The organism is Halorhodospira sp. 9621 (genome assembly GCF_022228055.1).
GTDB lineage: Bacteria > Pseudomonadota > Gammaproteobacteria > Nitrococcales > Halorhodospiraceae > Halorhodospira > Halorhodospira halophila_A.
In genome coordinates, this window is the sequence record NZ_JAJNRD010000025.1 from 1 (window position 1) to 22,378 (window position 22,378).

General features: G+C 66.2%; 22 protein-coding genes and 1 pseudogene. 13 read left to right on the forward strand and 10 right to left on the reverse strand.

The features are described from left to right. Positions 1-111: 111 nt before the first annotated feature. From LRF89_RS10640 to LRF89_RS10655, 4 genes are all read right to left on the reverse strand, one after another. Entirely contained in the window at positions 112-780 is a 669-nt protein-coding gene (locus LRF89_RS10640; protein ID WP_238637074.1) for an SOS response-associated peptidase, read from the reverse strand. 27 nt (positions 781-807) lie between these two features. After that, complete coding sequence (locus tag LRF89_RS10645) at positions 808-1,092, reverse strand: hypothetical protein (RefSeq protein ID WP_201241336.1); 285 nt, start codon at positions 1,090-1,092, stop codon at positions 808-810. 68 nt (positions 1,093-1,160) lie between these two features. Beyond that, positions 1,161-1,826 (reverse strand): hypothetical protein, encoded by a 666-nt coding sequence (locus LRF89_RS10650; RefSeq protein WP_238637075.1) that lies wholly within the window; start codon positions 1,824-1,826, stop codon positions 1,161-1,163. Positions 1,827-1,898: 72 nt separating this feature from the next. Next, positions 1,899-2,303: an SRPBCC family protein gene (locus tag LRF89_RS10655; RefSeq protein ID WP_201169395.1), complete on the reverse strand. Its 405-nt coding sequence runs from the start codon at positions 2,301-2,303 to the stop codon at positions 1,899-1,901. A gap of 234 nt (positions 2,304-2,537) precedes the next feature. On the opposite strand from LRF89_RS10655, the gene LRF89_RS10660 reads away from it, so the two are divergent. The 6 genes and pseudogenes from LRF89_RS10660 (at position 2,538) to LRF89_RS10685 (ending at position 8,396) form a co-directional block, all read left to right on the forward strand. Next, on the forward strand, positions 2,538-2,738 hold the full coding sequence (locus tag LRF89_RS10660) for a hypothetical protein (RefSeq protein WP_201169393.1): 201 nt from the start codon (positions 2,538-2,540) through the stop codon (positions 2,736-2,738). 475 nt (positions 2,739-3,213) lie between these two features. Then, complete coding sequence (rnk, locus tag LRF89_RS10665) at positions 3,214-3,627, forward strand: nucleoside diphosphate kinase regulator (RefSeq protein ID WP_201169390.1); 414 nt, start codon at positions 3,214-3,216, stop codon at positions 3,625-3,627. 308 nt (positions 3,628-3,935) lie between these two features. Continuing rightward, positions 3,936-5,525 (forward strand): annotated as a pseudogene (locus tag LRF89_RS10670) (BCCT family transporter); the annotation flags it as partial. A 335-nt stretch (positions 5,526-5,860) separates the two neighbouring features. Then, positions 5,861-6,841, forward strand: a complete 981-nt coding sequence (locus tag LRF89_RS10675; RefSeq protein ID WP_201169384.1) for a PH domain-containing protein — start codon at positions 5,861-5,863, stop codon at positions 6,839-6,841. Positions 6,842-6,864: 23 nt separating this feature from the next. Further along, positions 6,865-7,692 (forward strand): universal stress protein, encoded by an 828-nt coding sequence (locus tag LRF89_RS10680; protein WP_238637077.1) that lies wholly within the window; start codon positions 6,865-6,867, stop codon positions 7,690-7,692. An 89-nt stretch (positions 7,693-7,781) separates the two neighbouring features. Beyond that, entirely contained in the window at positions 7,782-8,396 is a 615-nt protein-coding gene (locus LRF89_RS10685; RefSeq protein ID WP_201169380.1) for an SOUL family heme-binding protein, read from the forward strand. Positions 8,397-8,403: 7 nt separating this feature from the next. On the opposite strand, the gene LRF89_RS10690 is transcribed toward LRF89_RS10685, so the two are convergent. From LRF89_RS10690 to LRF89_RS10715, 6 genes are all read right to left on the reverse strand, one after another. Continuing rightward, positions 8,404-8,877, reverse strand: a complete 474-nt coding sequence (locus LRF89_RS10690) for a hypothetical protein (protein WP_201169378.1) — start codon at positions 8,875-8,877, stop codon at positions 8,404-8,406. 3 nt (positions 8,878-8,880) lie between these two features. Beyond that, positions 8,881-9,129 carry a hypothetical protein gene (locus LRF89_RS10695; RefSeq protein ID WP_201169376.1) on the reverse strand — a complete coding sequence of 83 codons (249 nt, stop codon included), beginning with the start codon at positions 9,127-9,129 and terminating at the stop codon, positions 8,881-8,883. Positions 9,130-9,280: 151 nt separating this feature from the next. Beyond that, positions 9,281-11,377 (reverse strand): TonB-dependent receptor domain-containing protein, encoded by a 2,097-nt coding sequence (locus LRF89_RS10700; protein WP_238637078.1) that lies wholly within the window; start codon positions 11,375-11,377, stop codon positions 9,281-9,283. A gap of 175 nt (positions 11,378-11,552) precedes the next feature. Further along, positions 11,553-12,050 carry a hypothetical protein gene (locus tag LRF89_RS10705; RefSeq protein WP_238637079.1) on the reverse strand — a complete coding sequence of 166 codons (498 nt, stop codon included), beginning with the start codon at positions 12,048-12,050 and terminating at the stop codon, positions 11,553-11,555. A 93-nt stretch (positions 12,051-12,143) separates the two neighbouring features. Beyond that, the gene (locus LRF89_RS10710) at positions 12,144-14,000 is read right to left on the reverse strand and encodes a TonB-dependent receptor plug domain-containing protein (protein ID WP_238637080.1); all 1,857 of its coding nucleotides are present in this window, start codon (positions 13,998-14,000) and stop codon (positions 12,144-12,146) included. Between the two features lie 328 nt (positions 14,001-14,328). Beyond that, positions 14,329-14,538 (reverse strand): hemin uptake protein HemP, encoded by a 210-nt coding sequence (locus LRF89_RS10715; protein ID WP_201169372.1) that lies wholly within the window; start codon positions 14,536-14,538, stop codon positions 14,329-14,331. A 294-nt stretch (positions 14,539-14,832) separates the two neighbouring features. Here LRF89_RS10715 and LRF89_RS10720 point away from each other — a divergent pair, with 294 nt between their 5' ends. From LRF89_RS10720 to LRF89_RS10750, 7 genes are read left to right on the forward strand one after another with little or no spacing between them, the layout of a single operon-like run. Next, entirely contained in the window at positions 14,833-17,007 is a 2,175-nt protein-coding gene (locus LRF89_RS10720) for a TonB-dependent receptor plug domain-containing protein (protein WP_238637081.1), read from the forward strand. Positions 17,008-17,018: 11 nt separating this feature from the next. After that, complete coding sequence (gene hutW, locus LRF89_RS10725) at positions 17,019-18,380, forward strand: heme anaerobic degradation radical SAM methyltransferase ChuW/HutW (protein ID WP_238637082.1); 1,362 nt, start codon at positions 17,019-17,021, stop codon at positions 18,378-18,380. Beyond that, on the forward strand, positions 18,367-18,921 hold the full coding sequence (gene hutX, locus LRF89_RS10730) for a heme utilization cystosolic carrier protein HutX (RefSeq protein WP_238635484.1): 555 nt from the start codon (positions 18,367-18,369) through the stop codon (positions 18,919-18,921). Before hutW ends, hutX begins: the two co-directional genes overlap by 14 nt. Next, the gene (locus LRF89_RS10735) at positions 18,918-19,601 is read left to right on the forward strand and encodes an SDR family oxidoreductase (RefSeq protein WP_238637083.1); all 684 of its coding nucleotides are present in this window, start codon (positions 18,918-18,920) and stop codon (positions 19,599-19,601) included. The genes hutX and LRF89_RS10735 overlap by 4 nt, the downstream gene beginning before the upstream one ends. After that, positions 19,598-20,197 (forward strand): MptD family putative ECF transporter S component, encoded by a 600-nt coding sequence (locus tag LRF89_RS10740; protein ID WP_201242709.1) that lies wholly within the window; start codon positions 19,598-19,600, stop codon positions 20,195-20,197. Before LRF89_RS10735 ends, LRF89_RS10740 begins: the two co-directional genes overlap by 4 nt. Further along, positions 20,175-20,939, forward strand: a complete 765-nt coding sequence (locus LRF89_RS10745; RefSeq protein WP_238637084.1) for an energy-coupling factor transporter transmembrane component T family protein — start codon at positions 20,175-20,177, stop codon at positions 20,937-20,939. Before LRF89_RS10740 ends, LRF89_RS10745 begins: the two co-directional genes overlap by 23 nt. Beyond that, the gene (locus LRF89_RS10750; protein WP_238637085.1) at positions 20,936-22,330 is read left to right on the forward strand and encodes an ABC transporter ATP-binding protein; all 1,395 of its coding nucleotides are present in this window, start codon (positions 20,936-20,938) and stop codon (positions 22,328-22,330) included. The genes LRF89_RS10745 and LRF89_RS10750 overlap by 4 nt, the downstream gene beginning before the upstream one ends. The last annotated feature ends 48 nt before the right edge of the window (positions 22,331-22,378 follow it).

Here is a 22,378-nt window from a genome sequence, read left to right on the forward strand (position 1 = left end):
TTCGTTGCTACGCCCTGAATCGTGTAGCGGCCGAATCCCCTTTCTACTCCAGTCCTACGACAGGCTGTGACGTCTTTCCCGGCGGATAAGAGGATCATTCGGTTGCGTGGCTTACGCGGGAGCGAGCAACTGGGCGTCGTCGCTGTCCGGTTTGTTCACCCGCGCCGAAACCGGCCATAGCGTAAGGCGCGCCGGATCCAGCCGCCGGGCCGCGCTGCGGACCGCCTCGCGCTCGTTCAGGGCTGGATCCAGCCAGTCCCACCGACACGCGGGGTCGAGGATCACGGGCTGCCGGTCGTGGATCGGCCGAAGGAAGGGGGTGGCCGGTTCCGTGAGGATGGCGCAGCACGTCTGGTGCTCATCGATCCACTCCCACAGCCCGGCGAGGAGCATCACGCCATCGGGATCGTCGTCTCGAAGGGTGATGTAGTAGGGCTGTTTGCCGGCTTGCTCCTGGCGCCATTCGAAGAATCCGCTGGCGGGGATCAGGCAGCGGCGCTGGCTGAATGCACGCTTGAAGTAGGGACTGGTGGCGACCCGTTCAGCGCGGGCATTGATCGGTGCGGGCCCGTCGGTATCCGCCCACCGGGGCTTGAATCCCCAGACGGGCCAATCGAGGACAGCGGCCTCGCCGGGCTCGTCCGCGCTGCGGAAGGCGGGGATGGGGGTTCCGGGCGGGATGTTGTAGCGCGGTGCGTGCGACTCGCCCACGGACGGGATGCCGAAGAGGCTTTCGCCGATGGTCTCGAGGGGCGTGGTCAGGGCAAAGCGTCCGCACATCGACTCGTCTCCGCGTTCGGTTACACCCTATTGCGTCCTGGGGCCGCCGATGAACACGGCGACACTGACCATAGCCGGCCACATCCAGCCGATCAGAAACAGCAGGATGATGACCGCTTCCGCCGGTGCCGCCAGAATGCCCAATATCACCAGAACCACGGGTACGTTGGCGATCAAGCAGCCATTGCCTTCACGGCCATCCGTCACGACGGTCAGGTAGACGGCAACCAGTAACAGGATCCCGGCCGCGCTCATCGAGAGTAGGGCGATAAGCACCCGATCGGCGGGTGTGTCGGACCACAACCAGATCACGTGGCCTCCGGCCAGGAGGTCCAGAAACGCGGCCAGGTAGACGCTGGCGAACCCAAGGTGCGTTCGGTTCAGCGGGGATCGAGGGAGCATCCTTTGCACTCTCCGGCCATCGGTGCGGCCCAGGGAAGGCTTGCCCCAAGTCCGGAACGATGGCGCCGATCAGCGGTCTCCGTGCCACGGCTAGCCGCCGTGCATGGACAAAGGTGCCCCTGAGTGTAGGCCGGAAGTCCGGGATGTGATACGCCTCTCAGCCGAGCCGCGGGCCAACGGAAGCCGGCAACCAAAGAACCGAGGATGGCGCCTGATGTGTTGGCGGCAACCAGCCCGCCGATGGCCGGGCCCGGCTGTGGATTGGCGGCCTGGACGACGCGCAGTAGATAGGGCAGGACAGCCCCCAGCATGACACCGGGCAGGACCATGACCAGCAGGGCAATGCCGGAGACCGCCGTCAGGTATTCCATCCAGCCCGCGCCGGAACCGACGTAGGTCAGGCCGGCCGTTGCGCTGTGGAAAGCCCAGGGCGAGACGACCACCACCGTCGCCGCAATGGTGAGCAGGGCAAGCAGCACATGACGGGGGTTAAAGCGAGGGATCCGCGCCAGTCCATGGGAGGCGACGGAGCCCAGGCTCAGCGCCAGGAGGAAGGCGACGAGGACGATCGCATACGTATAGACCGAGTTCTGAAGGACCTGGGCAAAGAGGCGTGTCCAGAGCACTTCAACGGCGAGGGTCACGAACCCCGATGCGAAGGCGTTGGATGGGGCTGTCGGGCGGTCTTGTCGCCGGTGCCCGGGGTCCGGGCGGCGCTATCGGTGGGCGATGTCGATGATCCGTCGGCACGCCTGCCGGCAGATCGGGGCGTATGCAAAGGCCCAACGCGGTAGTTCGAACACCACTCGCGCCCCGCCGTTCGGTAGCGGATCGACGCGGTGCCCAGTGGCGGGAAAGCGGGCGACCGACCAGTCCCATCGGTAGGGTGGCTCGAATGTTGTAATCCGGTACCCGACTTGCAATCCAACGCCGGTGATGACAATCCGCCCTGTCGCGCCGGCATGAATGTAGCGCTCGGCCGCTATGACACGACGAACGCTCGGTCCCCAGCGTGGCCACTGATTGGTGTCCGTGAGGATCTCCCACAGGTGTTCGGGGGTGGCTCTGGAGTCGAGACCAACCTCGAGCGGCTTTTCCGGCATGGGGCGGTCGTGGCGCATTGGTATGTTCCCGGGCAGCCTGCTGACTGGCGCTGGTGGCTGAGGTTTAGAACCGACTGAAAGGCGCAGTCACTGCTCACCGCGGGCCGGTAAGCCGGGGGCGCGCAAGTCTGATTATCTTGGACTGCGCGTTGGGCAGGGGGAAGGGGTGCACGCGATGCGTATAAGCTTGCAGATGCGAATGGTTCGCAGTACCATTCTATGTGGCTTTCGTATCGAGAAAAGGTTGGTGTCATGAAGCCGAGGCTGAGGATGTTCGGACGGGCGGCGAGAGAGGTGTTCCGTACGGTGGGGCTGCTGGTCTTTGTCGCCGGCGCCGGCTATTTCCTCATCGCCGGCTACCTCACCGTCCACGAGGGTCTGGCGGGGCAACAGATGGCCGATGACCCGGAGCCGGGCTTGACAGCCGCGCTTGAGCCGGATGGGGAGCGTTGATTCTGCACAGGCGGTCGGGAACTGTTGGGTGACTCCCCGCTCGGGGGTGGTCAGGCGCTCAACCTGCTGATTGTGAAGGGTGTTTTCCTGAGCAGGTTTTGATCAATCGACCTCCGGGCCCCTCGAAATGCGGGCGCCCCCGATTTTCTCCACACGGTTTTCCACAGATTTTGTGGAATTCGCCCGCGATCCGGCACGGACCTTTTCTCCACTGCAAGAGGCGACCGAAGGCTCCGGTGCGTTCAGTGGCGGAAGCGCCTGGACGCAACAGGCAGGCGTGCTATGGTTGGCCGGACAGGCATCCCGCGTGGCCTGTGGGCGGCAGCCCGCGGTCACCGTCCCCCGAAACTTGAGAACGGCCACTCTGGCCCGAGCTCCAGGTCGCACGCACCGTGCCGGATCCGGCACGGCTGACCGGGTTGCGCCCGCGAGCAACCGACCTGCCCCCGTCGACATAACCGATTGGCTGGATTGAATGAGTAAAAGACCCGAGATCGTTATTTCATCCCGCGACGCCGAGCGGCTTGAGGACCTCATCGATTCGCTGTCTCGGAACGCCTTCCCGGGCAAACCGGACCTTGAGAACGAACTGGCGAGGGCCCGGATCGTCGAGCCGGATGAGGTCCCGCCCGATGTGGTCACCATGAACTCGACCGTCCGGTTCCGTGTGGAGGGGACCGAGGAGGAGTTCACGTTGACGCTGGTCTATCCGAAGGACGCGGATCCGAGCGGGCAGACCATCTCGATACTGGCTCCGGTGGGCAGTGCGCTGCTTGGCCTCTCGCAGGGCGAGGAGATCGATTGGCCCAGGGCCGGTGGCGGTGAGCATCGAGTCCGTATTGAGGAGATCGTCTATCAGCCTGAGCGCTCCGGTGAGCATCATCGGTGATCGGGGGTGAAAAAAAGGGCCGGACCCCTTGTGGTGTCCGGCCCGAAGTACCGCTGACGTGAGCACCCAAGCGACCGTGAAGCCGCTGGATTGAATGTTACTGAAAACGATTCCTATTTGCAAGACTGTCGCCGTCGCCTCTCCGGGGGCGAAGCTTCGGCGGTGCGTTGTCCGGATCCTTGTCTGAGTCACCACACCGCCCTCGTCGGTTCGGGCGGGACTGCTAGCCTGAGTTAGGGAGCGGCGTGGGGCGTCGTCCGCGCTATGGCGGAGCGCCCCGGCAGGCACCTGCAACCAGAGGGCGTCCCATGAGCCTGACCGAACGCCGAGCACCTGCCCGGCCCCGGTCCCGCTCGGCCGAGCCTGGCTTCGGGCCGGATACCCGGGCGCAGACCACGCACGTGCTTGGGCTGGAGCTGCACGCGCCGGTCTTTATCGTCAGTGCCGGTCTCCTGCTGCTGTTCCTCGGGCTGACACTGGCCTTCGCCGAGCCGGCGCGGGATCTTCTGGAGGCGACCCTGGACGGGGTGCGCGGGCGGTTCGCCGGTGTGTTCCTCGGTACCGGGAACCTGCTGGTGCTGCTTTGTTTCGCCCTGATCCTCCTGCCCGCGGGCAACATCCGGCTCGGGGGTGCGGCGGCCCGGCCGGAGTTCGGTCGCCTTTCCTGGCTGACCATGCTCTTTGCCGCGGGCATGGGCGTGGGGCTGATGTTCTGGGCGGTGGCGGAACCGGTGGCCTATTACACCGACTGGCTTGGCACCCCGCGGGGCGTCGAGCCAGGGACCGAAGCCGCAGCCCGGCTGGCGCTGGGCGCGACCCTCTATCACTGGGGGCTGCACCCCTGGGCCATCTACGCCGTGATGGCGTTGGCTCTCGCTTTCTTTGCCTACAACCGCGGTCTGCCGCTGACCGTGCGCTCGGCCTTTTATCCGCTGCTCGGTGAGCGCACCTGGGGGCCGATCGGCCACACCATCGATATCGTCGCGGTGGTTGCGACGGTCTTCGGCCTGGCGACGTCGCTCGGATTCGGGGCCCAGCAGGCGGCCAGCGGTCTGAGCACCATCTTCGCCGGTGTCGAGGACGCGCTGGGTACCCGCCTACTGCTCATCGCGGTGGTTGTTGGTGTCGCCGTGGCGTCGGTACTGCTGGGTATCCAGCGCGGGATCCGCGTGCTGAGCAACCTCAACCTCGGAATGGCCGGGTTGTTGCTACTGTTCATCCTCGTCAGCGGGGGGCTGTTGGCGTCTGCCGTCAGTCTGGCGACCGCCGGGGTCAGCTACCTCGGCCAGCTGGTGCCGATGAGCACGCCGGTGGGCCGCGATGATGCAGGCTTCATGGAGACCTGGACTGTCTTCTACCTGGCCTGGTGGATCAGCTGGTCCCCCTTCGTGGGGATGTTCATCGCCCGTATCTCCTATGGGCGCACCGTCCGCGAGCTGGTTACAGCGGTGCTGCTGGTGCCGACTGCGGTGACGTGGCTCTGGATTAGCGCCCTGGGGGGCGAGGGGCTTCGTCAGGTCCAGGGCGGGCTCGGAGGCCTGGCCGACGGCTTGGGTGAGCGCGAGTCCATGGCACTGTTCCATCTGCTGGAGCAGTTGCCCGGTACCGAGTTCACCGCTGCGCTGGCGGTGCTGTTGGTGGTGATCTTCTTCGTGACCTCGTCGGACTCCGGCTCGCGCGTCCTGGATGCGGTAACAGCCGGCGGCCGCCTGGATACGCCGCGTATGCAACGGGTGCTGTGGGTCGTGTTGACCGGTGTGCTCGCCGCCACGCTGCTGTTCGTCGGCGGCGAGGCGGCCCTGGGTGCACTGCAGGCCGGTGCCGTGGCCAGCGGCTTGCCGTTCGCGATCGTTGTCCTTGCGCTGTCGCTGAGCCTCCTGATCGGTCTCCGGCAGGAAAGGGAGCGTCTGAGCGCGCGGGGGATGGAGCTGCAGCCGCCCCGCGGCGAGCCGACACGCGGGCGCACTGGGTTGTCACGCCCCCAGGCCGCTGGCTGCGCGTATCTGCTTGGCCCGCTCAGCGCACTGCTTCTGTTGATGCTCGAGCGCGCCGACCCGCTGGTTCGGTTCCATGCGGTGCAGTCGCTGGTCTTCTCCGCGGCGGTGCTGCTCCTTGCCGTGGCGATCCTGCTCCTGGCCGTTCCACTGGGCGGGTTGCCCCTGCTAGCGTGGATAGGCGGTGGACTGCTGCTGTTGCGCGCATGCCTGGTGGCGCTGGGCAAGGAGCCGTGGCCATGAAACGAGATCAATTGCGCCGCAAACTCGCGGATCCCAACGCGCCGCCGTTGCTGGTTCAGATCGGGCGGTTTCTGTACGGGCGCGTTACCCGCCTGTTGCTGCTGGCCGCCGCGCTGGCGCTGCTCGGCTCCATCCTGTTGTGGGGAGAGGCGGCGTTCCTGTCGCTGATCGCTTTCACCGTCCTGCTGCCGGCCACGATCATCTCCATCCTGCTGCGCTGGTGGCCAGGAGAGGTGGCCCGTGGCCGCGAACCGGGTACCTCGGCCCCTTGGCGGCGCACCCTCAATCTGCTGGCCGGCGGCATGGTGGTGACCACCCTCGGCTCGCTGATCGCCGGAGTCGGCCTGTTCGGTACGGCCGCTGGCATCATGCTGCTCACCACGGGGCTGCTCCTCCTGCCCCCGGGGATCAGCCTCACCCTGCTCGCGCTGTCCATGCGCTACCGGTTCCGGGTGGGCGGCACCGCCTACGATCCGCGCAAGCAGCTTGGCGAAGAGACCGCCGAGCCGCCCGAGCGCGTGCTGTATCGGGCCGAGGTGCACTGGGGCGTACTCCTGCCGGCCGTGCTTGCCCTGCTCACCAGCGCGCTGCTGGCAGTTGGTCCTTTCGGCGTCGTCGGCCAGGTCATCGCCACGATCCTCTATGTGCTCGTCTTCCCCGGGCTGGCGGCCTACGCTCAGGGGGTGTATTTCGATACCGAGCTGCGCGTCACCGAGAACCACCTCGTCGTCGAGACAGGTCTGATCGTGGTGCACTCGCGGGTCATCCCACTGTCGGACGTTCAGGCCCTGGGGGTCCACTACACCTGGCTCGGCCGCCTTCTTGGGTATGGCCGCGTGGTGATCACCACGCGCGACGGCGTTTGCGTGATCGTCCCCGGGATTGTTGATCCCTTCGGGATCTATCAGGTGGTCATGAGCCGGGTGATGCATGGCGGGCAGCAGGAGCCTGCCCGTCTGGTGGCTCCGGCGTTGTAACGGGCTTGGCCCGGGAGGTTGCTATGGAAGAGATCGTCGTCACCGTCGATGGCTCGGAGTACTCACTCTTCAGTGGCCTGGTGGTGGGCCATGAGCTGCAGGAGCAGAGTGGTCTGCCGTTGAGGTTGCTGTCCGTCGTGGAGCCGGAGGGCTCGGGTCCCGGCCGCCGCAAGGATATCGAGGACATGCTGCCACTGGGCGAGGCGGGAAGCCCCCGGGTCGGTGCTGCGGGGATTGAGGTAACCCCGGCCCAGCGCCCGGCGGAATACCTTGCGCAGCGCATCAGCGAGGACACGCAATCCCTCTACTGCGTGGCCACCCGTGGCCGGGGGACCATGGGCGAGGCGCTGCTCGGCAGCACCGCCGCAACGCTGACCCGACAGGCAAGTCGCCCCCTGTTGCTCAGCGGGCCGGCACTGCCCAGCGGCTGGAGCGGTCCGGTTCTGCGGATTCTGGTTCTGCTGGATGGCTCAAGCTTCGCCGAGCGGATCTTGCCCCGGGCCCTGCAGCTGGCCGAGGCGCTGGACACCGAATTACGCCTGGTCCGGGTGGCCGTCGACACCGCCGGCCAGGATACCTCGGAGGCGGCCAGTTATCTGCAGGCGCTCGCAGCGGCATGGCAGCCGAAGACCCGTCAGAAGATTAGCCACACCGTCCTCGAGTCCGAGCAGGATACCGCGGAGGCGATCACGGATTATGCGGCCAACCGGGGCAGCCTGGTGGCCATGACGACGCAGGGCTGGAGCGGGCTGGCCCAGCTGGCTCTGGGCAGCGTGGCCCATGCGGTGGTCCGCCAGTCGTCCGTACCGGTGATGGTGTTCAATCCAGGGCACGAGGACGACGAGGCTTGAGGTCCGCAGGCTTTTTGTCGGCGGCGTGGGCATCCGCCGTCGGCTGGAAGTGCGTCATAATGGGATAGTCGTGCTGCTCGGAGTGCGTAATGAAGATCGTTTATTGGGGAGTCGGGCTTGCGGTCGTTCTGGTGGTGGGTGTCATCGTTGCCTGGTGGGTCGTGGTCCGCGGCGTCGAGACACCGGAGTACTCGGTGGTCCTGCAGGATGGCGACCGCGAGCTGAGGGATTATCCGGCGCTTCGGGTGGCCGAGGTCGAGCGCAGCGGCAGCCGGGGCGATGCGGTCAGTGCCGGGTTCCGGCCGCTGGCTGGCTACATCTTTGCGCGTGAGCGCGAGGGTGATTCCATCGCCATGACGGCCCCGGTGACCCAGACGCCGGAAGGCGAGGGGCGCTGGTTGGTGCGTTTCATCATGCCGGCAAAGTACTCCCTGGACGACCTGCCCCGGCCGGCGGGCGAGGAGATCACCCTGCGCGAACTCGACCCGCAGCGAATGGCAGCCATTCGCTTCTCGGGCCGTGCCAGCGATTCGATGGTCGAGGAGCACGAGCGCAGGCTCCGCGAGTGGATGACGGATCAGGGGCTGGAGGCCGCCGGCGAGCCGGTTTATGCCTATTACGATGATCCGATGACCCCGGGGTTTCTGCGCCGGAACGAGATCCTGATCCCGGTCGAGGATGCGCCGGCGGAGGCGGCGTCGTAAGCGCCGTCTAGCGCATCCACCGGCAACGGCTCAGCGGGGGCGGGACCCGCCCCCTCCGTCCACTGGCCGAACGCACGATGGCCACGCCCTGCTCGACGCGTAGCACCCAAACCGTGTCGCCGGCAGTCAGCTCCCCGCGATCCTCGAGCATGGCCGGCAGGGGGGTGTCCTCACCCTGAGGCTGGACGCAGGGGATGCCGTCTTCATCGACGTCAACTTCGGCGAGCGTGTAGTCCCGTGCTTCCCGCTTGAGCCGGTGCCTTTCCCGGCGTTGGATGGCTGGCGGCAGAAAGCGGGCAGCAGCAGCCCCGACGAGTAGTGCGATCACGAACTGGTGGGCATCGCCGAGGGCCAGGCTGGCGAGCGCCGCTGCCAGGGCGCCGATGGCCGCGGCCAGCAGATAGCCACCCTGCAGGCTCGACGGGCGGGCGCCGAGGTCGATGGCTGCCAGGACGGCAGCGATCAGCAGCCACAGAAACATGGCTTAGACGCGGTCGCGTTTCAGGCGTTCGGCGGCCCGCCGCCGCGCCTCGGTGCGGGAGAGCTTGCCTGCCGCGCGTTCCTGCTCGGCGGCCTCCAGGCGATCGGCCTGTTCCGTGTCGCCGTGGCAGGCGCGGGTCAGTGGGTCGTCGCGGCTGCCCGGGGCGCGCCCGTCGCGACGGCGCTGGATGATGACGGCGACCACCAGCGCCGCCAGTGCCAGCCCAACCAGCATCAAGAATTCAAAAGCCAATGCCCCATGCCTCCACGGCTCACGATTGCACGCGTGGTTCCGAACCCTTGGAGGAATCTAGCCGATTCCCGGGCGGCGAGCAAAGAGCAGGTGGCCCGGAGGGCCCGGGGAGCGCCAGAGGGCGCACTCCCCGGCCTGCCGTGCGGAACGTTTAGAATCGGACCTTGGCACCCAGCCGCATGTCGCGTCCCGGCTCGCGTGCGTAATCGCTATCCTCGACGGTCTCACCGGCTGCGTACCGCGGGATGGCGGTGTGGCTGGCGTACTCTTCGTCGAAGAGGTTGTGCACGACGAAATAGAGGGTGACGTCCTCGTCGCCCCCGGGCTGCCAGCGCATCTGCACATCATGGGTGGTGTAGCCGTCGCGTTCGCCGTCGCCCGGGATCACCCGCTCCAGGTCCGCGACCGCCTTCAGCGTGTAGCCGACCTGGAGAGCCGGGTGGAACTGGTAGACGCTGTCCCAGACCAGGCGATCCCCCTGCGGGCCGACGGCACGGACCAGCTGCTGGCGTCCGGAGGGCTCGCCGGGGGTCAGGGTGTCTCCGTCCCCGAGGCCGCGCACCTTGTCGTGGGTGAAGCTCACGGAGCTGTAAAGAGCTTCCCCGCGCCACGCGGCCTTGAGCGTGTAGCCCTCGGTGGTGATCTGATCGTCGAGGTTATCGATGCTCTGGATCGGTTGCCGTCCGAGACGTGTGGGTTGCTCGAACCCGTAGAGGATCAGGTCGTCGATATCGGTCCGGAACAGGGTGCCGGAAAGCTCCAGTCGGCCGCCGGCCAGCGGCTGCTCGGACCGGACGCCGGCCTCGGTCGTAGCGCTGGTCTGCGGGTCGTCATACTCGATGCGAGTCGCCTCGAACTCGTCGAGGTTGAAATCGTCAGGTACCTCGTTCTCATCGAATTGGTCGCGGCTGCCGATGTTCCGGTCCAGATGCAGCGTCGTGGTCCCCGAGCGGCCCTGGGCGGACTCGCCGTAGCCCACGAAGAGCTCGGTTGACGGGGTGGCCCAGTAGCCGATCCGGGCGTTGGTGGAGACCTCCGAGAAGTCCACCGACTCCCCTAGTTGTTCATAGTCGGTCTCCATCCAGTCGCCCCGAACCCCCAGCGAGAGATCCAGTCGCTCGCTCTCGAGCCGGTTCTGGATAAACGCCCCCTGGGACTCGTAGGTCAGGATGTCGCCGCCCCGGCTCGGATGGTCGCCTTCCCCGGTATCCCGTTCGATATCGCCGCCGATGGTCAGGCGGTTCTCCCCGTGGCCCAACGGCCCCAGGGAACCCCGCGCGAGGGTGGCGGTGTTGGCCAGGCGGCCGCCGACACCGTCGCTCAGGAAACCAACCTCGGCGTCCCGGTCCTCCCACTCGCTCTGATTGCGGTATAGGTCGAGTTCCAGGTCCACCCACCGCGTCTCTGGGTGGAACTCGTAGTTGAGGCTGGTCGTCTCCCGCACCATACGCTGATCGGCAAGGTCGTCCTCTTCAAAGGGCGGACGATCGCCGCCGCTGAGGGGCAATTCCCCCAGGTTCTCGTTCTCCTCATAGCCAAGTCGGACCCGCTGCTGTTCGCCATCGGCGTTGAGCCGAAGCAGGAGATTGCGGTCATCGTACGCCGTGTAATCCTTGATCTCGCCACCACCGAGGCGATAGTCCTCGGTGGTCGTGTAACTGCCGCCCACGAGCAGTCCGATCCGTTCGGTGGGGTAGATGGCGCCCGCCGCACTGGTGGCCAGGGAGTCGGCCGCGCTGCCCCGGACGCCCCGCGCGAAGCCGCCGTAGCCGGTCTCGGGGTCGACGAGGTCGCCTGCGTCGATGGTCTCGAAGCGGACCGAGCCGCCGGTGGCGCCGTGGCCGTCGTCCGCCGCCGGCGGTCCGGGTTCGGCCTCGGCGTAGCGGAGGAAGGCGGGATCGATCCCGGCGAGGCCGCCCCGGTGGTTGTGCAGATCCCGGCCCTGCCGGGCGCCGTCGACCGTGACCCGGGTCTGGCTCCCCTCGATACCGCGCAGATAGAGGCGTCGCGCCTGGCGTGGACCGCCCACGTGGGATTCCGAGTCGCCCCGGAACAGGTCCTGCAAACGGTGGGACTGTTGCCGGCTGATCCGCTCGGTGCCGCTGCCCTCGATCTCCTCCGGCGGTTCAACGAGGACTTCGGGGAGCGCGGTCGGGGCCTCATCGGCCCCGGCGGTGGTGCTGAGGGCGCCGAGCACCGCCAGGCTGGTGCAGGTGAGAAGCGGCGTCTGCGTTCGTTTCGGATGCATCGTGCAAAGCCTCCTGATGGCCAGTCCAAAGTGCGATCCCCGGGTAGGCCCCGGGTGGATCACGGTTTACGCAGTGGCTGGCTGGGTGCAGGGGGCAGCACCTGGCTCGCGAAAATGGAACAAACAACGATGTAAGGTTATTTAGGGTGTTGCTCTGCACGGGGGTTAATCATCGTCAGCGCTTTTCGAACCGGTATGCACTATGGCAAGCGATGCAAACATCCTTGATCTGGACAAGCCGTTGCTGCAGTTCTACCAGATCATCCAGATCGTGAGCATCGTTCGCTAGACCCTGAAAATTGGAGTGGGTTGCCCGCATCATATCCTGGAACGGTTGGGGCGTAACCTCTTGGCGCGCGGCTCGGGATGAATCGTCCCCGGAGCTGTTCTGGCTATCCTGCTGCGGATTATCTTGGAGGTTTCCTGGAAGCGCGCTTCGGGCATGGTGCGCAACAGCTTCCATATCTTCTTCCAGCGCGTGTTTCAATACATCTCGAATCGCCTCCTGGAAGCCACGCATGCGTTCATGGTAACGGTAGTATTCCTCAGCCTCACGCTTGACCGGGATGCGATCCTTTGCTTCAGCTAAGCCCTGTCCGGTGGTCAGCGGCAAGGTGATGAGTAGCGCAGTAGTCAAAGCCAAGGACATGGTTCGTGTAGGAATGGGATCCATCGTGATCACTCCGTGACGAATCGGTTCGAATTAATGAACAGGAAGCAGGTGAAGGACTCATCGATCTTCTTCATCTTGGATGAGCCAAAGAGATCAAAACTGCATTGTGGCCTTTACGCGTAGATCGCGTCCCGGCTCCTCACGAACGATCAAATCCCCATCCTCCTCAAAGGCGAGTGACGTGTGCTCGGCGTAATCTTCGTCGAGAAGATTGTTTACCACGAGCCCCAAGGTCAGTCGCTCGTCGGCCCAAGGCCGCCATTGGGCCTGCACGTCGTGGGTCTGGTATCCGTCGCGCTCCGGTTGGTCGTCTGGAACATCGGTGTGGTTACCCACCCAGGTCAGTGTATAGCCAAGGATCAGCGTCTCATGGGGTGACCACTGATGATCCCAGGCCAGGCGATCCCCACCACTACCGGATTGGCGTCGGATGACGCCTAAGGGGTTACCATCTTCGTCTTCCGTCTCGGCGCTTAGGAAAGACAGGCGCGTATCGTAGCTTCCAGCGCCCCAGTTGACGCGCAGTTCGTAGCCCCTGACCTGCACATCGTATTCTTCAAGCCCCTCGATGTAGGGGTGGGGAGGCCCGCCATCGGCGCGAGTGAGGCTGTTCTCGATCCGCGTCTCGAAGGCCGTTACCTCAAGCCTCGCGCGGTCGCCGGCGGTGACCAAATCCCGACCCTGATAGCGCAGGCCCCCCTCGCCTCGACGAGACTTCTCGGCCCGGAGCGAGTCGATCCCTTCGAGTTGAGTGGCGTCCGCATCGATGCGCTGTAGCCACCCGATAGGAATCGTGCCACCGGCGCCACTGACAGCCTCTCCGTAGCCGCCGAACACACTCCAGCCGGCAGGTAAGGCGAGCTCTGCACTCAGGTTGGGGGAGACGGCATCCCCATCGAGCTCTTGTCCCCCGAGGTTGGTGACATAGTCGTCGAAACGCAGGCCGGTTGAAATGTGCAGTCGCTCCCAGTCCAGGCGATTCTGCAGGAAGGCCCCAAAGTTGCGGGAGCTCTGGCTCAGATCCGGGCTTTCCTCCTGTTGAAGGCGTGCGTCCTCGGAGTAGTAGTCAAACCCCGTCGTGAGCCGGTGACGCGTTGGTCCGGCGTGCAGGGTGAAGGTGTTGCGTAGATCACCGCCGTGCTCGACTGCGCGGGTCTCGGTGCCCTCATCCAGGCGTTCAAGGCGGTTATCGTTGCGATAGGCCCGGGCTTGCCAATGGATGTGGGGGTCTTCCGGCTGGTAGCGGTGCTCGACCGTCCAGGTATCCCGCTTTTGCTCCTGCGATTCGGGATCACCACGGTAGCCTGCTCGAGGGTCACCCGTATCACTCCCCGGCCCACCGTAGAGGCTATCGTCTTTATAGCTGTGTCGCTGTACGCCCAGCCGCAGTTCGTGCCCATCGGCAGGGACACGGCTCGCCTGGGCCATGTAGCTGCGATCACGCCCGCCGGAGAACGGCATTGTCCCACCGCCCCCGACCTCGTAGTCGTCTCGGTTCGTCCCGCTGATGTGGGCCAGCGCCCCCCAGTCCCGGCCGAGACGTTGGAACCCGGTAGCGGAGCCGCGCTCCGAAGAGTCTGCGGTGGCGTAGCCGGTGCTTAGGCGGAAACCGGTATCCTCATCGGGGCCAAGCAGGTCCTGAGCATCGACTGTCCGGAAGCGGACACCACCGCCGAGCGCCCCTGGCCCCTGATCCGCCGACGGATGAGGATCGAGCTCTACGCTCTGAAGCAATTCGGGGTCGAGGTTGGTGGCTCCGCCGCGGTGCTGGTGCAGGTCACGTCCCTGGCGGGCGCCATCGACAGTGACGTTGAGATTGCTGGATTCCAGTCCACGCAGATAAAGGCGCTGCGCGTTTCGGCTGCCACCGCCCACCTCGACCGAGGCATCGCCACGGAAGATTTCGCTAGTCTGTGAGGCCTGCCGACGGAGCAGCTCATCTCGACCCACACCTCGCTCCTGCGCGTCCCCACCTGCCTGGATTCGTACGGCGGGGACCTCGGCTGCCTCGGCTGCAAGCAGAGAAGGGTACTGGGATAACAGAGCGCTTCCGGTGAATAGAATCATCGGTCGCACCAGAGCGCGGGCGCGTGTGTGAATCCGATGCATCGTGCAAAGCCTCCTGATGGCCAGTCCAAAGTGCGATCCCCGGGTAGGCCCCGGGTGGATCACGGTTTACGCAGTGGCTGGCTGGGTGCAGGGGGCAGCACCTGGCTCGCGAAAATGGAATAAAAAACGATGGAATGTAGGGCGTAGAGCCGGGGTGAAACGGCCCGGGTCACTTGGTCAGGATGAGTTTGCCCTGTCTTGTCTCACGGAGCTGGTACGCCTCACCGCGGTGGTGGATGAAGACACGATTCGCGCCGTTGAAGAGGGCAGCGCTGTCCATGTGCGGGGTCCTTGAGGTCTGTTCGCGCTGATGATCGCTCGGAGTGGGAACCTCCTGGCTGTGGGCGGCGGTCGTCGGCTCCTGGTTCCGTTTGGTCATGGCTGCTTCCTCTGATTGCCGTGCCTCTGCCCGTGCCCGGAGCGTCAATCCGCCAGGGCGCGGATGAGAATCATTAGCGAATGCGATTCTAGTCCGGAATGCCCGGCTCGGCAACCGGGGGTCTGTGTTGGTGCCTGGCCGGGCGCGGGGGGTTGACTTACTAATACGAATCGTTATCGTTTGCGAAAGCCTAGCCAGCCTCCGGTCGCGACCGGGCCAGCCAGGTTCAAGAGGGGGTCGAGGCGTGATGGGACTCCCTTCCTGGCTGACGCGTTGACCTGACTGGAGGTGGCAATGGTGCATGGTTCCTTGGAGTGGCCAGGGTGGTGCTCGGGTCTCTGCCTGGCCTGTGTCGGCCTGGGTGCGTGTGCGTGGAGCACAACGGCTCTCGCCGCGGAGGGCGGTGGCGAGGGTGCCGTCGGCGCGGCCCTGGAGGATGTCGTGGTCACCTCCGGCATCGGCGCCGTGCGTCGCGAGGAGGCCCCGGCCGGTTACGGCGAGATCACGCGGGAAGACATCAAGCGCCGCCCGGTGACGACGCTGGATGAGATCCTGCGCGAGACTCCGGGCGTGGATACCACGGCTGTGCGTGGTGGTCGCGATCGGCCCCAGATCCGGGGCCTTGAACCGCGGCACACGCTGATGCTGATCAACGGTCGTCGGCTCAACAACACCGACGAACTTTTCCCCCACAACGACTTCCGCACCGGGGCCATGCCGCCCATCAGCTCCATCGAGCGCATCGAGGTGGTGCGCAATCCCGCCTCGGCCGTTCACGGGGCGGACGCACTCGGAGGCGTCATCAACGTCATCACCCGGCCGCCAACCGACGAGTGGCAGGGTACCGCGACGGCCCGCTACGGCACCCTGGATTCCGGCTATGACGGTGAGGAGCAGCACTACTCCCTGTTTGCCGGCGGTCCCCTTGGCGAGCGCTGGGGCGCGATCGCCAGTCTGGAGTTTGTGGACACCGAGCCGTCGCTGCTGCCGGATCATCACTACGCTAGCGAGGAAGACTACTACCAAGAGGGTCGGGAGGCGCTCAGCGGCTACGCGAGCCTCTTCTACGATCCGGCGCCGGGGCACGAGTTCGAGTTCTTCCTGAGCGCCGGGGAGGAAGAGCGGACGGGGCGGAGTCAGCCTCGAGATGAGTTGCCTCCCTGGCAGCAGATGTACAGCGAGATCCGGGGGTTGGATGAGCTCGGTGAGGAGCCGACTCATGTCGATCTGACCCGCTACGCCTTCGGCGCCGCCTACGCGCTCGAGCGCACCGACTGGGACGGAGAAGTCCAGCTCTACCGCTCTCGGGTCGAGGCCGAGGAGCCTGAGCGAGAGCAAATCCGTGAATTTGTTGGTTGGCCACCTGCGGCCCCGGGAGAGCCCCCGCCGCCAGACCAGGATGAGGTACCGGTCTTCGAGCTGGCCCCCCGCGAAATGGAGCACACCGAGGACGTCGCCCAGGCCCGCGGCGGGGTGTGGTGGAGCGATCGGCAGCGGCTGAGCGCCATCGTGGACTACCGCCGCGAGACCTTCGAGCGCGAGGTCGGTGGCGAGCCCGAGGTGCCCCGGGACCGGGCCCACCACTACGGAGTCGGCCTGGAGAACCGCAGCTATCTGCTCGGGGATCGCCTGCTGGTCACGCTCGGCGCTCGCCTGGATGGCCACAGCGAGTACAGCGGCGGGGTCAGCCCACGGGTCAGCGGCGTCTACGCCGTCAATGACGAGGTGCGGGTCAAGGCTGACTACGCCGAGGGGTTCGCGGCACCCAACCTGCTCCAGCTCTCCGGCGACTACGAGATGGACCACTCGCACATGCCGGTCCCGGAGGCGCAGTTCTACCTCTACGGCAACCCGGACCTCGATCCGGAACGCTCGCGCAGCTACAGCCTGGCCCTGGAGCGTACCGGCCAGCACAGCCGCCAGGCGATCACCCTGTTCCGCACCGAGGTGGAGGACCAGATCGTGGAGCAGCGCACGGGGGAGGAGCGTCCCGACGGCGCCCACGTGCGCCGCTACGACAACATCGAGGAGGCCCGGACCAAGGGCGTGGAGTTGGAGGCTGGCTGGCGCTGGCCGGATGGTAGCCGGATCCGCGGCAGCTACACCTACCTCGCTGCCCACGACCGCGAGACCGGAGACCGGCTCGAGAATCGGCCTCGCCAGCGGGCCCATCTACTTGCCGAGACACCACCCTGGTCCGGCGCCCTGGCCCACACCCGGGTCGAGCACGTCGGTGACCAGGTCGGGGTCGGCGAGCCCTACACGCTGCTCCACCTGGGGCTGCGCCAGCAGCTGCCGGCGGGGATCACCGTGGGGATCGGCGTGGAGAACGCCACCGATGAGCGCCCCTACCGTACGGACCCCGAGCGTGTGGGGCTCGACGCGGATGACGCCGATGATTTCTACGGCACGATGCCGGATCCGGTGCGCGGGCGCTTCTACTACGTCTCGGCTGAGCTTGAGTGGTAGGGGAGGGCGTGATGAATGATCGAACGGGAAGCCTGACGCCGGCGGTCACCAGTGACCCCCTGCGCTACGCGTTCACCGCCCGGCGCCCGGTCATGCCGCGCCAGGACAAACAGGCGGTGTCGGAGACCGAGATCCCCCGCCGGTGGGCGGCACTGGAGCAACAGTCACCGGCAGCCGGCAAGCGACTGGCCTACATCAATATCCCGTTCTGCAGGGCCAACTGCCTTTACTGCGGCTTCTACCGCCATCGCTCGGGCGCGCCCCGACTGAACCGGTATGTGGACCTGCTGATCGAGGAGATCCGTCGCGACGCGGCCCTGCCGCTGGTCGGGGATCGGCCGATCCACGCGGTCTACCTCGGCGGTGGTACGCCCAGCGATCTGCCGGCGGGAGATCTGCAGAGGCTCCTCGCCGCCGTTCGCGAGTGTCTGCCCTTGGCCGCCGACTGCGAGATCACCCTGGAGGCGCGCATCGCCGGGCTGACCGAGGAGAAGATCCGGGCTGCTTTTGCCGGCGGGGTCAATCGCATCTCGGTCGGTGTGCAGAGCTTCGACACCCGGGTCCGTCGCCGGCAGGGCCGGGTTGCAGCTGCCCAGGAGGTGGTCGAGCGCCTGGTCCTGTTGGCCGGCCATGACCAGGGTGCCGTGATCGCCGATCTCATGTTCGGACTGCCCGACCAAGATCTCGCGAGTTGGCACCGTGACCTGGACAGCTGCCAGGAGCTAGGTCTGGATGGCCTGGATACCTACGCGCTCAAGCTGATCCCGGGCACTCCGCTGCAGAAACTGGTCGAGCGCGGGTGCATCGAACAGCCGGCAGGGCTCCCGGAGCAGGCGGAGTTCTACGCGGAGGCCGTCGAGGCGCTCTCGACGGCGGGTTGGCGGCAGATTAGCAACAGTCACTGGGCGCGAACGCCACGCGAACGCAACCTCTACAACCTGTTGATCAAATCCGGTGCCGAGACGCTCGCCTTCGGTGCCGGCGCCGGCGGCAGCCGCGAGCCTTACACCTTTGCCAACACCCCGGATATGGAAGCCTACGAGCGTGCCGTGGCCGCCGGAGACAAGCCCGTGGCGATGATGCGGGTCTCGGATGCGCTGCAACCCCTCCGGGACACCCTGATGGGTGGTGTTGAGATTGGCCGTCTTGAGCTGCCCGCCCTACGCGCCTGCATGCCGATGTCGGTGCAGGCGGACCCCAGCCCCTGGAGGCTCGTTGACCGCTGGGTCGAGGCAGGGCTGGCGGAGCGCCGCGGGGAGCAAATCCATCTAACGGTGGCGGGACGTTTCTGGGCGCCGAATCTGGTCACCGGCTTTCAGGAGGTCTGTGCGCAAGCTCTGGAATCGGGGAGGAAGGCCCATGCAGACGGATAAACAGGAACAGGGTCATGAGGCCGTCCGGCAGGTGCTCGAGGAGCGTCCGGACGCCGTGATCGAGGACCTGGCCCGGAGTCACGGGCTGACGCCGCTGGAAGCGACCCGCTGCCTGCCGGCCTCGTTCTGGTGCGAAGCGCCGGGCGAGCAGTTCGAGTCGATCCTCAAGGAGGTGAGTGACTGGGGGGAGGTCCTGGTCGTCGTCCACAACCGGGATCTGATTCTGGAGGTACGGGACCGTGTCCCCCCCGGCAGCTCAGCGCACGGTTTCTACAACCTTCACGGTGACAGTGCACTCGGTGGCCATCTGCGGCCGAAGCGTTGTGCGGCGATCCTTTTCGTGGTGCGTCCTTTCATGGGGTTCCGGACTGCCTCACTACAGTTCTTCACCCCCGAGGGCGAAAACCTGTTCAAGATCTTCCTTGGCCGCGACGAACAACGGTGCCTGCGAGCGGATCAGTTCGAGCGTTTCCGGGCCCTTGCTGCAGAGTTGGGCGGCTATCCGGGCTTGCGGATCGGCGAAGGGGAGGAGGAGCGATGAGTACGCGTACGGTCCTATTGTTCGGTGCCACGCGCGGGGTCGGGCGGCTCATGGCCGAACGCCTCCGAGAGCGAGGCCGACCGGTGGTGGCCCTTGCTCGGGTCTCGGAGCGGGCCGAGGGGCTTGCCCAACTCGGCGTCCGCGTCATCCACGGCGATGTAACCGATGCGGACTCGGTAACCGCTGCGTTCCGGGCAGCGGGCGAGAGCGCCGTAGTGGTCTCCACCGTCTCGGGCGCGCTCGAGAAAAGCCGCTTCGTGGATGAAGTGGGGAATATGCTGGTCACGGATGCCGCTCGCGGCTGGAACCCCTTCCGCGTGGTGCTGGTGACGGCCGTCGGCTGCGGTGAGACGCGGCCGTACCGGTCTCCGCAGGCGGTCGAGGCGTTCGGGCAGATTGTCGACGCCAAGACCCGTGCCGAGAACTACCTGCGCGGATCGGGTTTGCCGTATTTGCTGATCCGTCCCGGTGGGTTGCTTGATGGCCCACCCTCCGGAAACGCGGAGCTGACGCGCGCGCCGGATGCCCACGGCAACGTCCGGCGTGCCGACGTCGCTGCGCGGCTTGAGGAGGTTATCGACCGGTGGGATTGCGACGGGCAGGCGTTCTCCGTTATCGACCCCACCCAGCCCTCGGCGGCGCGGCGGCGTCAGCGGCAGGAACAGAGGGCGTCCCAATGAGCACCATCGAGCCGAGCGCCACGGATCTGGGTGCGGCCACCCGCGAGCGGGCCAGCGGTCGGCACGGCCGCTACTGGTCCGTCTCGGATCTGGTCATGGTAGGCACCTTCGCCGCACTGGCGAAGGTGGCCGGGCTGTTGATCGTGCTCTTCGGTGGCGGGATGAACCCGGTCACGCTCATGGCCAGCAGCATCGTGTCGACGGCGCTGCTGCTGGTGCTGCTCCACAAGGTCCAGCGCCTCGGGACATTGACCATCTTTTTGCTGGTCAGTGCCGTTGTCGACATCCTCGTCCTGGGCGGCAACCCGGTCCGCATCCCCGCCTCGCTGCTCGCCGGCGTGCTGGCCGAGGGGGTGATCTGGCTGCTCGGTGGCTATCGGCGGATGTTCGGGCTGATCATCGGGGTCGCCGTGCACGAATTGCTGGCCCGCGCCATCAGCCTGGGCGTGGGTGCCCTGCTGGTGCGCGAGGAACCGCGTCTGTTGCTGATGGTGGCCGCGGTGGTGGTCGTCAGCTACATCGGCAGCCTGTTGGGTCTGTGGCTGGGTCGACGGTTTATCGAGGAGCTGCGACATGCCGGTATCATCCATCACTAGGACGGCCGGAGATCGGCAGACCCCGCTGCATGGGCTGGCCATGCGCACCAAGATGCTCATCAGCGTAATCGCCGCAGTAGCTGTGGTCGTGCTTGAGTCGCCCGCGGTGCTGTTGGGCCTGCTAGTCATCAGTACCGCCTACGCTGCCCTGAGCCGGCGCTACGGCGTCCTGCTCGGAGCCTACCTCCTGTTCGGGGCCCTGTGGCTGCTGGCCCTGGGGTTTATGCATGTGATGGGCGTGTTTCTGCCGCGGCTGGGTTACGGTGAGTTGGCCGATGTGGTCGTGCCCTTTCTCCGTTCGGCGATCCTGCTCAACGCTGTGCTTGCGATGGCTTTGTCCTCCCGCATCCAGGGGGCGCTGTCGGCGCTCAAGTCGCTCTACCTGCCGTATTGGCTCTACCTGCCGGCAGTTGCCATGGTGCGCTTTGTGCCGGCCTTCCTCTTCGACGTTCAGCAGGTTGGCGAATCCGTGCGGCTTAAGGGCTTCAGGCCCGGGCCGTTCCTGCTGGTGCGGCATCCGGTCGCCTCGCTGCGGCTGATCTTCATGCCGCTGCTCTTCCGGGCCCTGCGTACGGCGGACGATCTCTCCGTAGCGGCCGAACTCAAGGGGCTGGGAGCCAACACGCCGGCCTCCCGCTACCGCGAGGATCGTTTCGGTGAGCGGGACTGGGTGTTCATGGTGCTGGCGGCAGTTGCCATCGGGGGCTCGTTGTGGCTTGAACTCGGAGTCGGGTGGTCGTGATCACGCTCGAGGATGTGACCTACACCTATCCGTTTCAGCGTCAGTCGGCACTGTCGGAGGTTAACCTCCACGTTGCTCCGGGGGAGGCCATCGCGGTGACCGGTGCCTCGGGCTGCGGGAAGAGTTCCCTGCTGCGGGTCATCAATGGCCTCATTCCCCACCATTTTGAGGGCGAATGGGCGGGGCGGGCGCGGGTTGCCGGACGCCTGACCCGTCAGGCCATGCTGGCCGAGATCAGTGCCCGCGTCGGCACGCTGTTCCAGGATCCGGAACAGCAGTTCTTTGCCCTGCACGTCGAGGATGAGCTCGCCTTCACGCACGAGCAGCGCGGTGAGCACCCCGCACGTATTGGCACCCGTGTGCAGTGGGCCATGGAGCGGTTCCGGCTGACCGGGCTGAGCCATGCCAGCGTCTACGATCTCTCGGACGGGCAGAAGCAGAAGGTTGCGCTGGCCGAGGTGATGTCGCGCTCGCCTTCGGTGCTTGTGCTGGATGAGCCTACGGCCAATCTCGATCCCGAGGCAACCCGGGAGCTGGCGCAGCATCTGGCCGAGCTCCGTGCAGAGGGCGTGACGCTGGTGATCGTCGATCACCGCCTCTACTGGCTGACCGGGCTGGTGGATCGCATCCTGGTTATGGAGGCGGGTCGGCTGGTCATGGCGGGGTCGGCGGAAGCAGTCGCCGAGTCACGTCACCGCTTCGGCCTGCGTCAGCTCAGGGTCGAGGACCAGCGCGCGCGTCTGCCCGAGGTCCCGCGGGGCGGCCGTGGACACATCGAGGTTTCCGGACTGTCCTTCGCCTACCGCAATGGCCCCGCGCTGATCGAGGATCTGGATCTGAGCCTGCCGGCCGGGGAAGTCATCGGTGTCCTCGGTCCCAACGGCGCCGGCAAAACGACCCTCGTCCGCCTCCTGACCGGGTTGCTCAAGCCTGATGCTGGGCAGATCCGGGTCCAGGGTCGGTCGCTGAGCGCGCGTGCCCTGATGCGCCGTACGAGTGTGGTGCTGCAGAACACGGATCACCAGCTACACATGCGGACGGTCCGGGAGGAGCTGATCAGCTCCGTGCGTGGCGCGGGATGGGAGGTGGACCCCGCTTGGATCGACGAATTGCTGCACGAGTACGCGCTCAACGGGCTGGAGAAGCGCCATCCGCAGTCCCTCTCCGGTGGTGAGAAGCAGCGGCTGGTGGTGGCCTGTGGCCACGCGCGCAGACCGCAGCTGTTCGTTCTCGATGAGCCGACCAGTGGACTCGACGGCGCGAATCTCACGCTGATCGTGCGGAACCTGCAGCGCTTGGCGGACTCCGGGGCGTGTGTCATTGTAATCAGCCACGATCTGGAGCTGATCGAGCGGGTCTGCACGCTTCGGTTGACCCTACCTGCCCGCTGAGTCCTTCGCGCGGGATCGCTCGGTTGGGAGCAAAACCCGCTGTGCAGC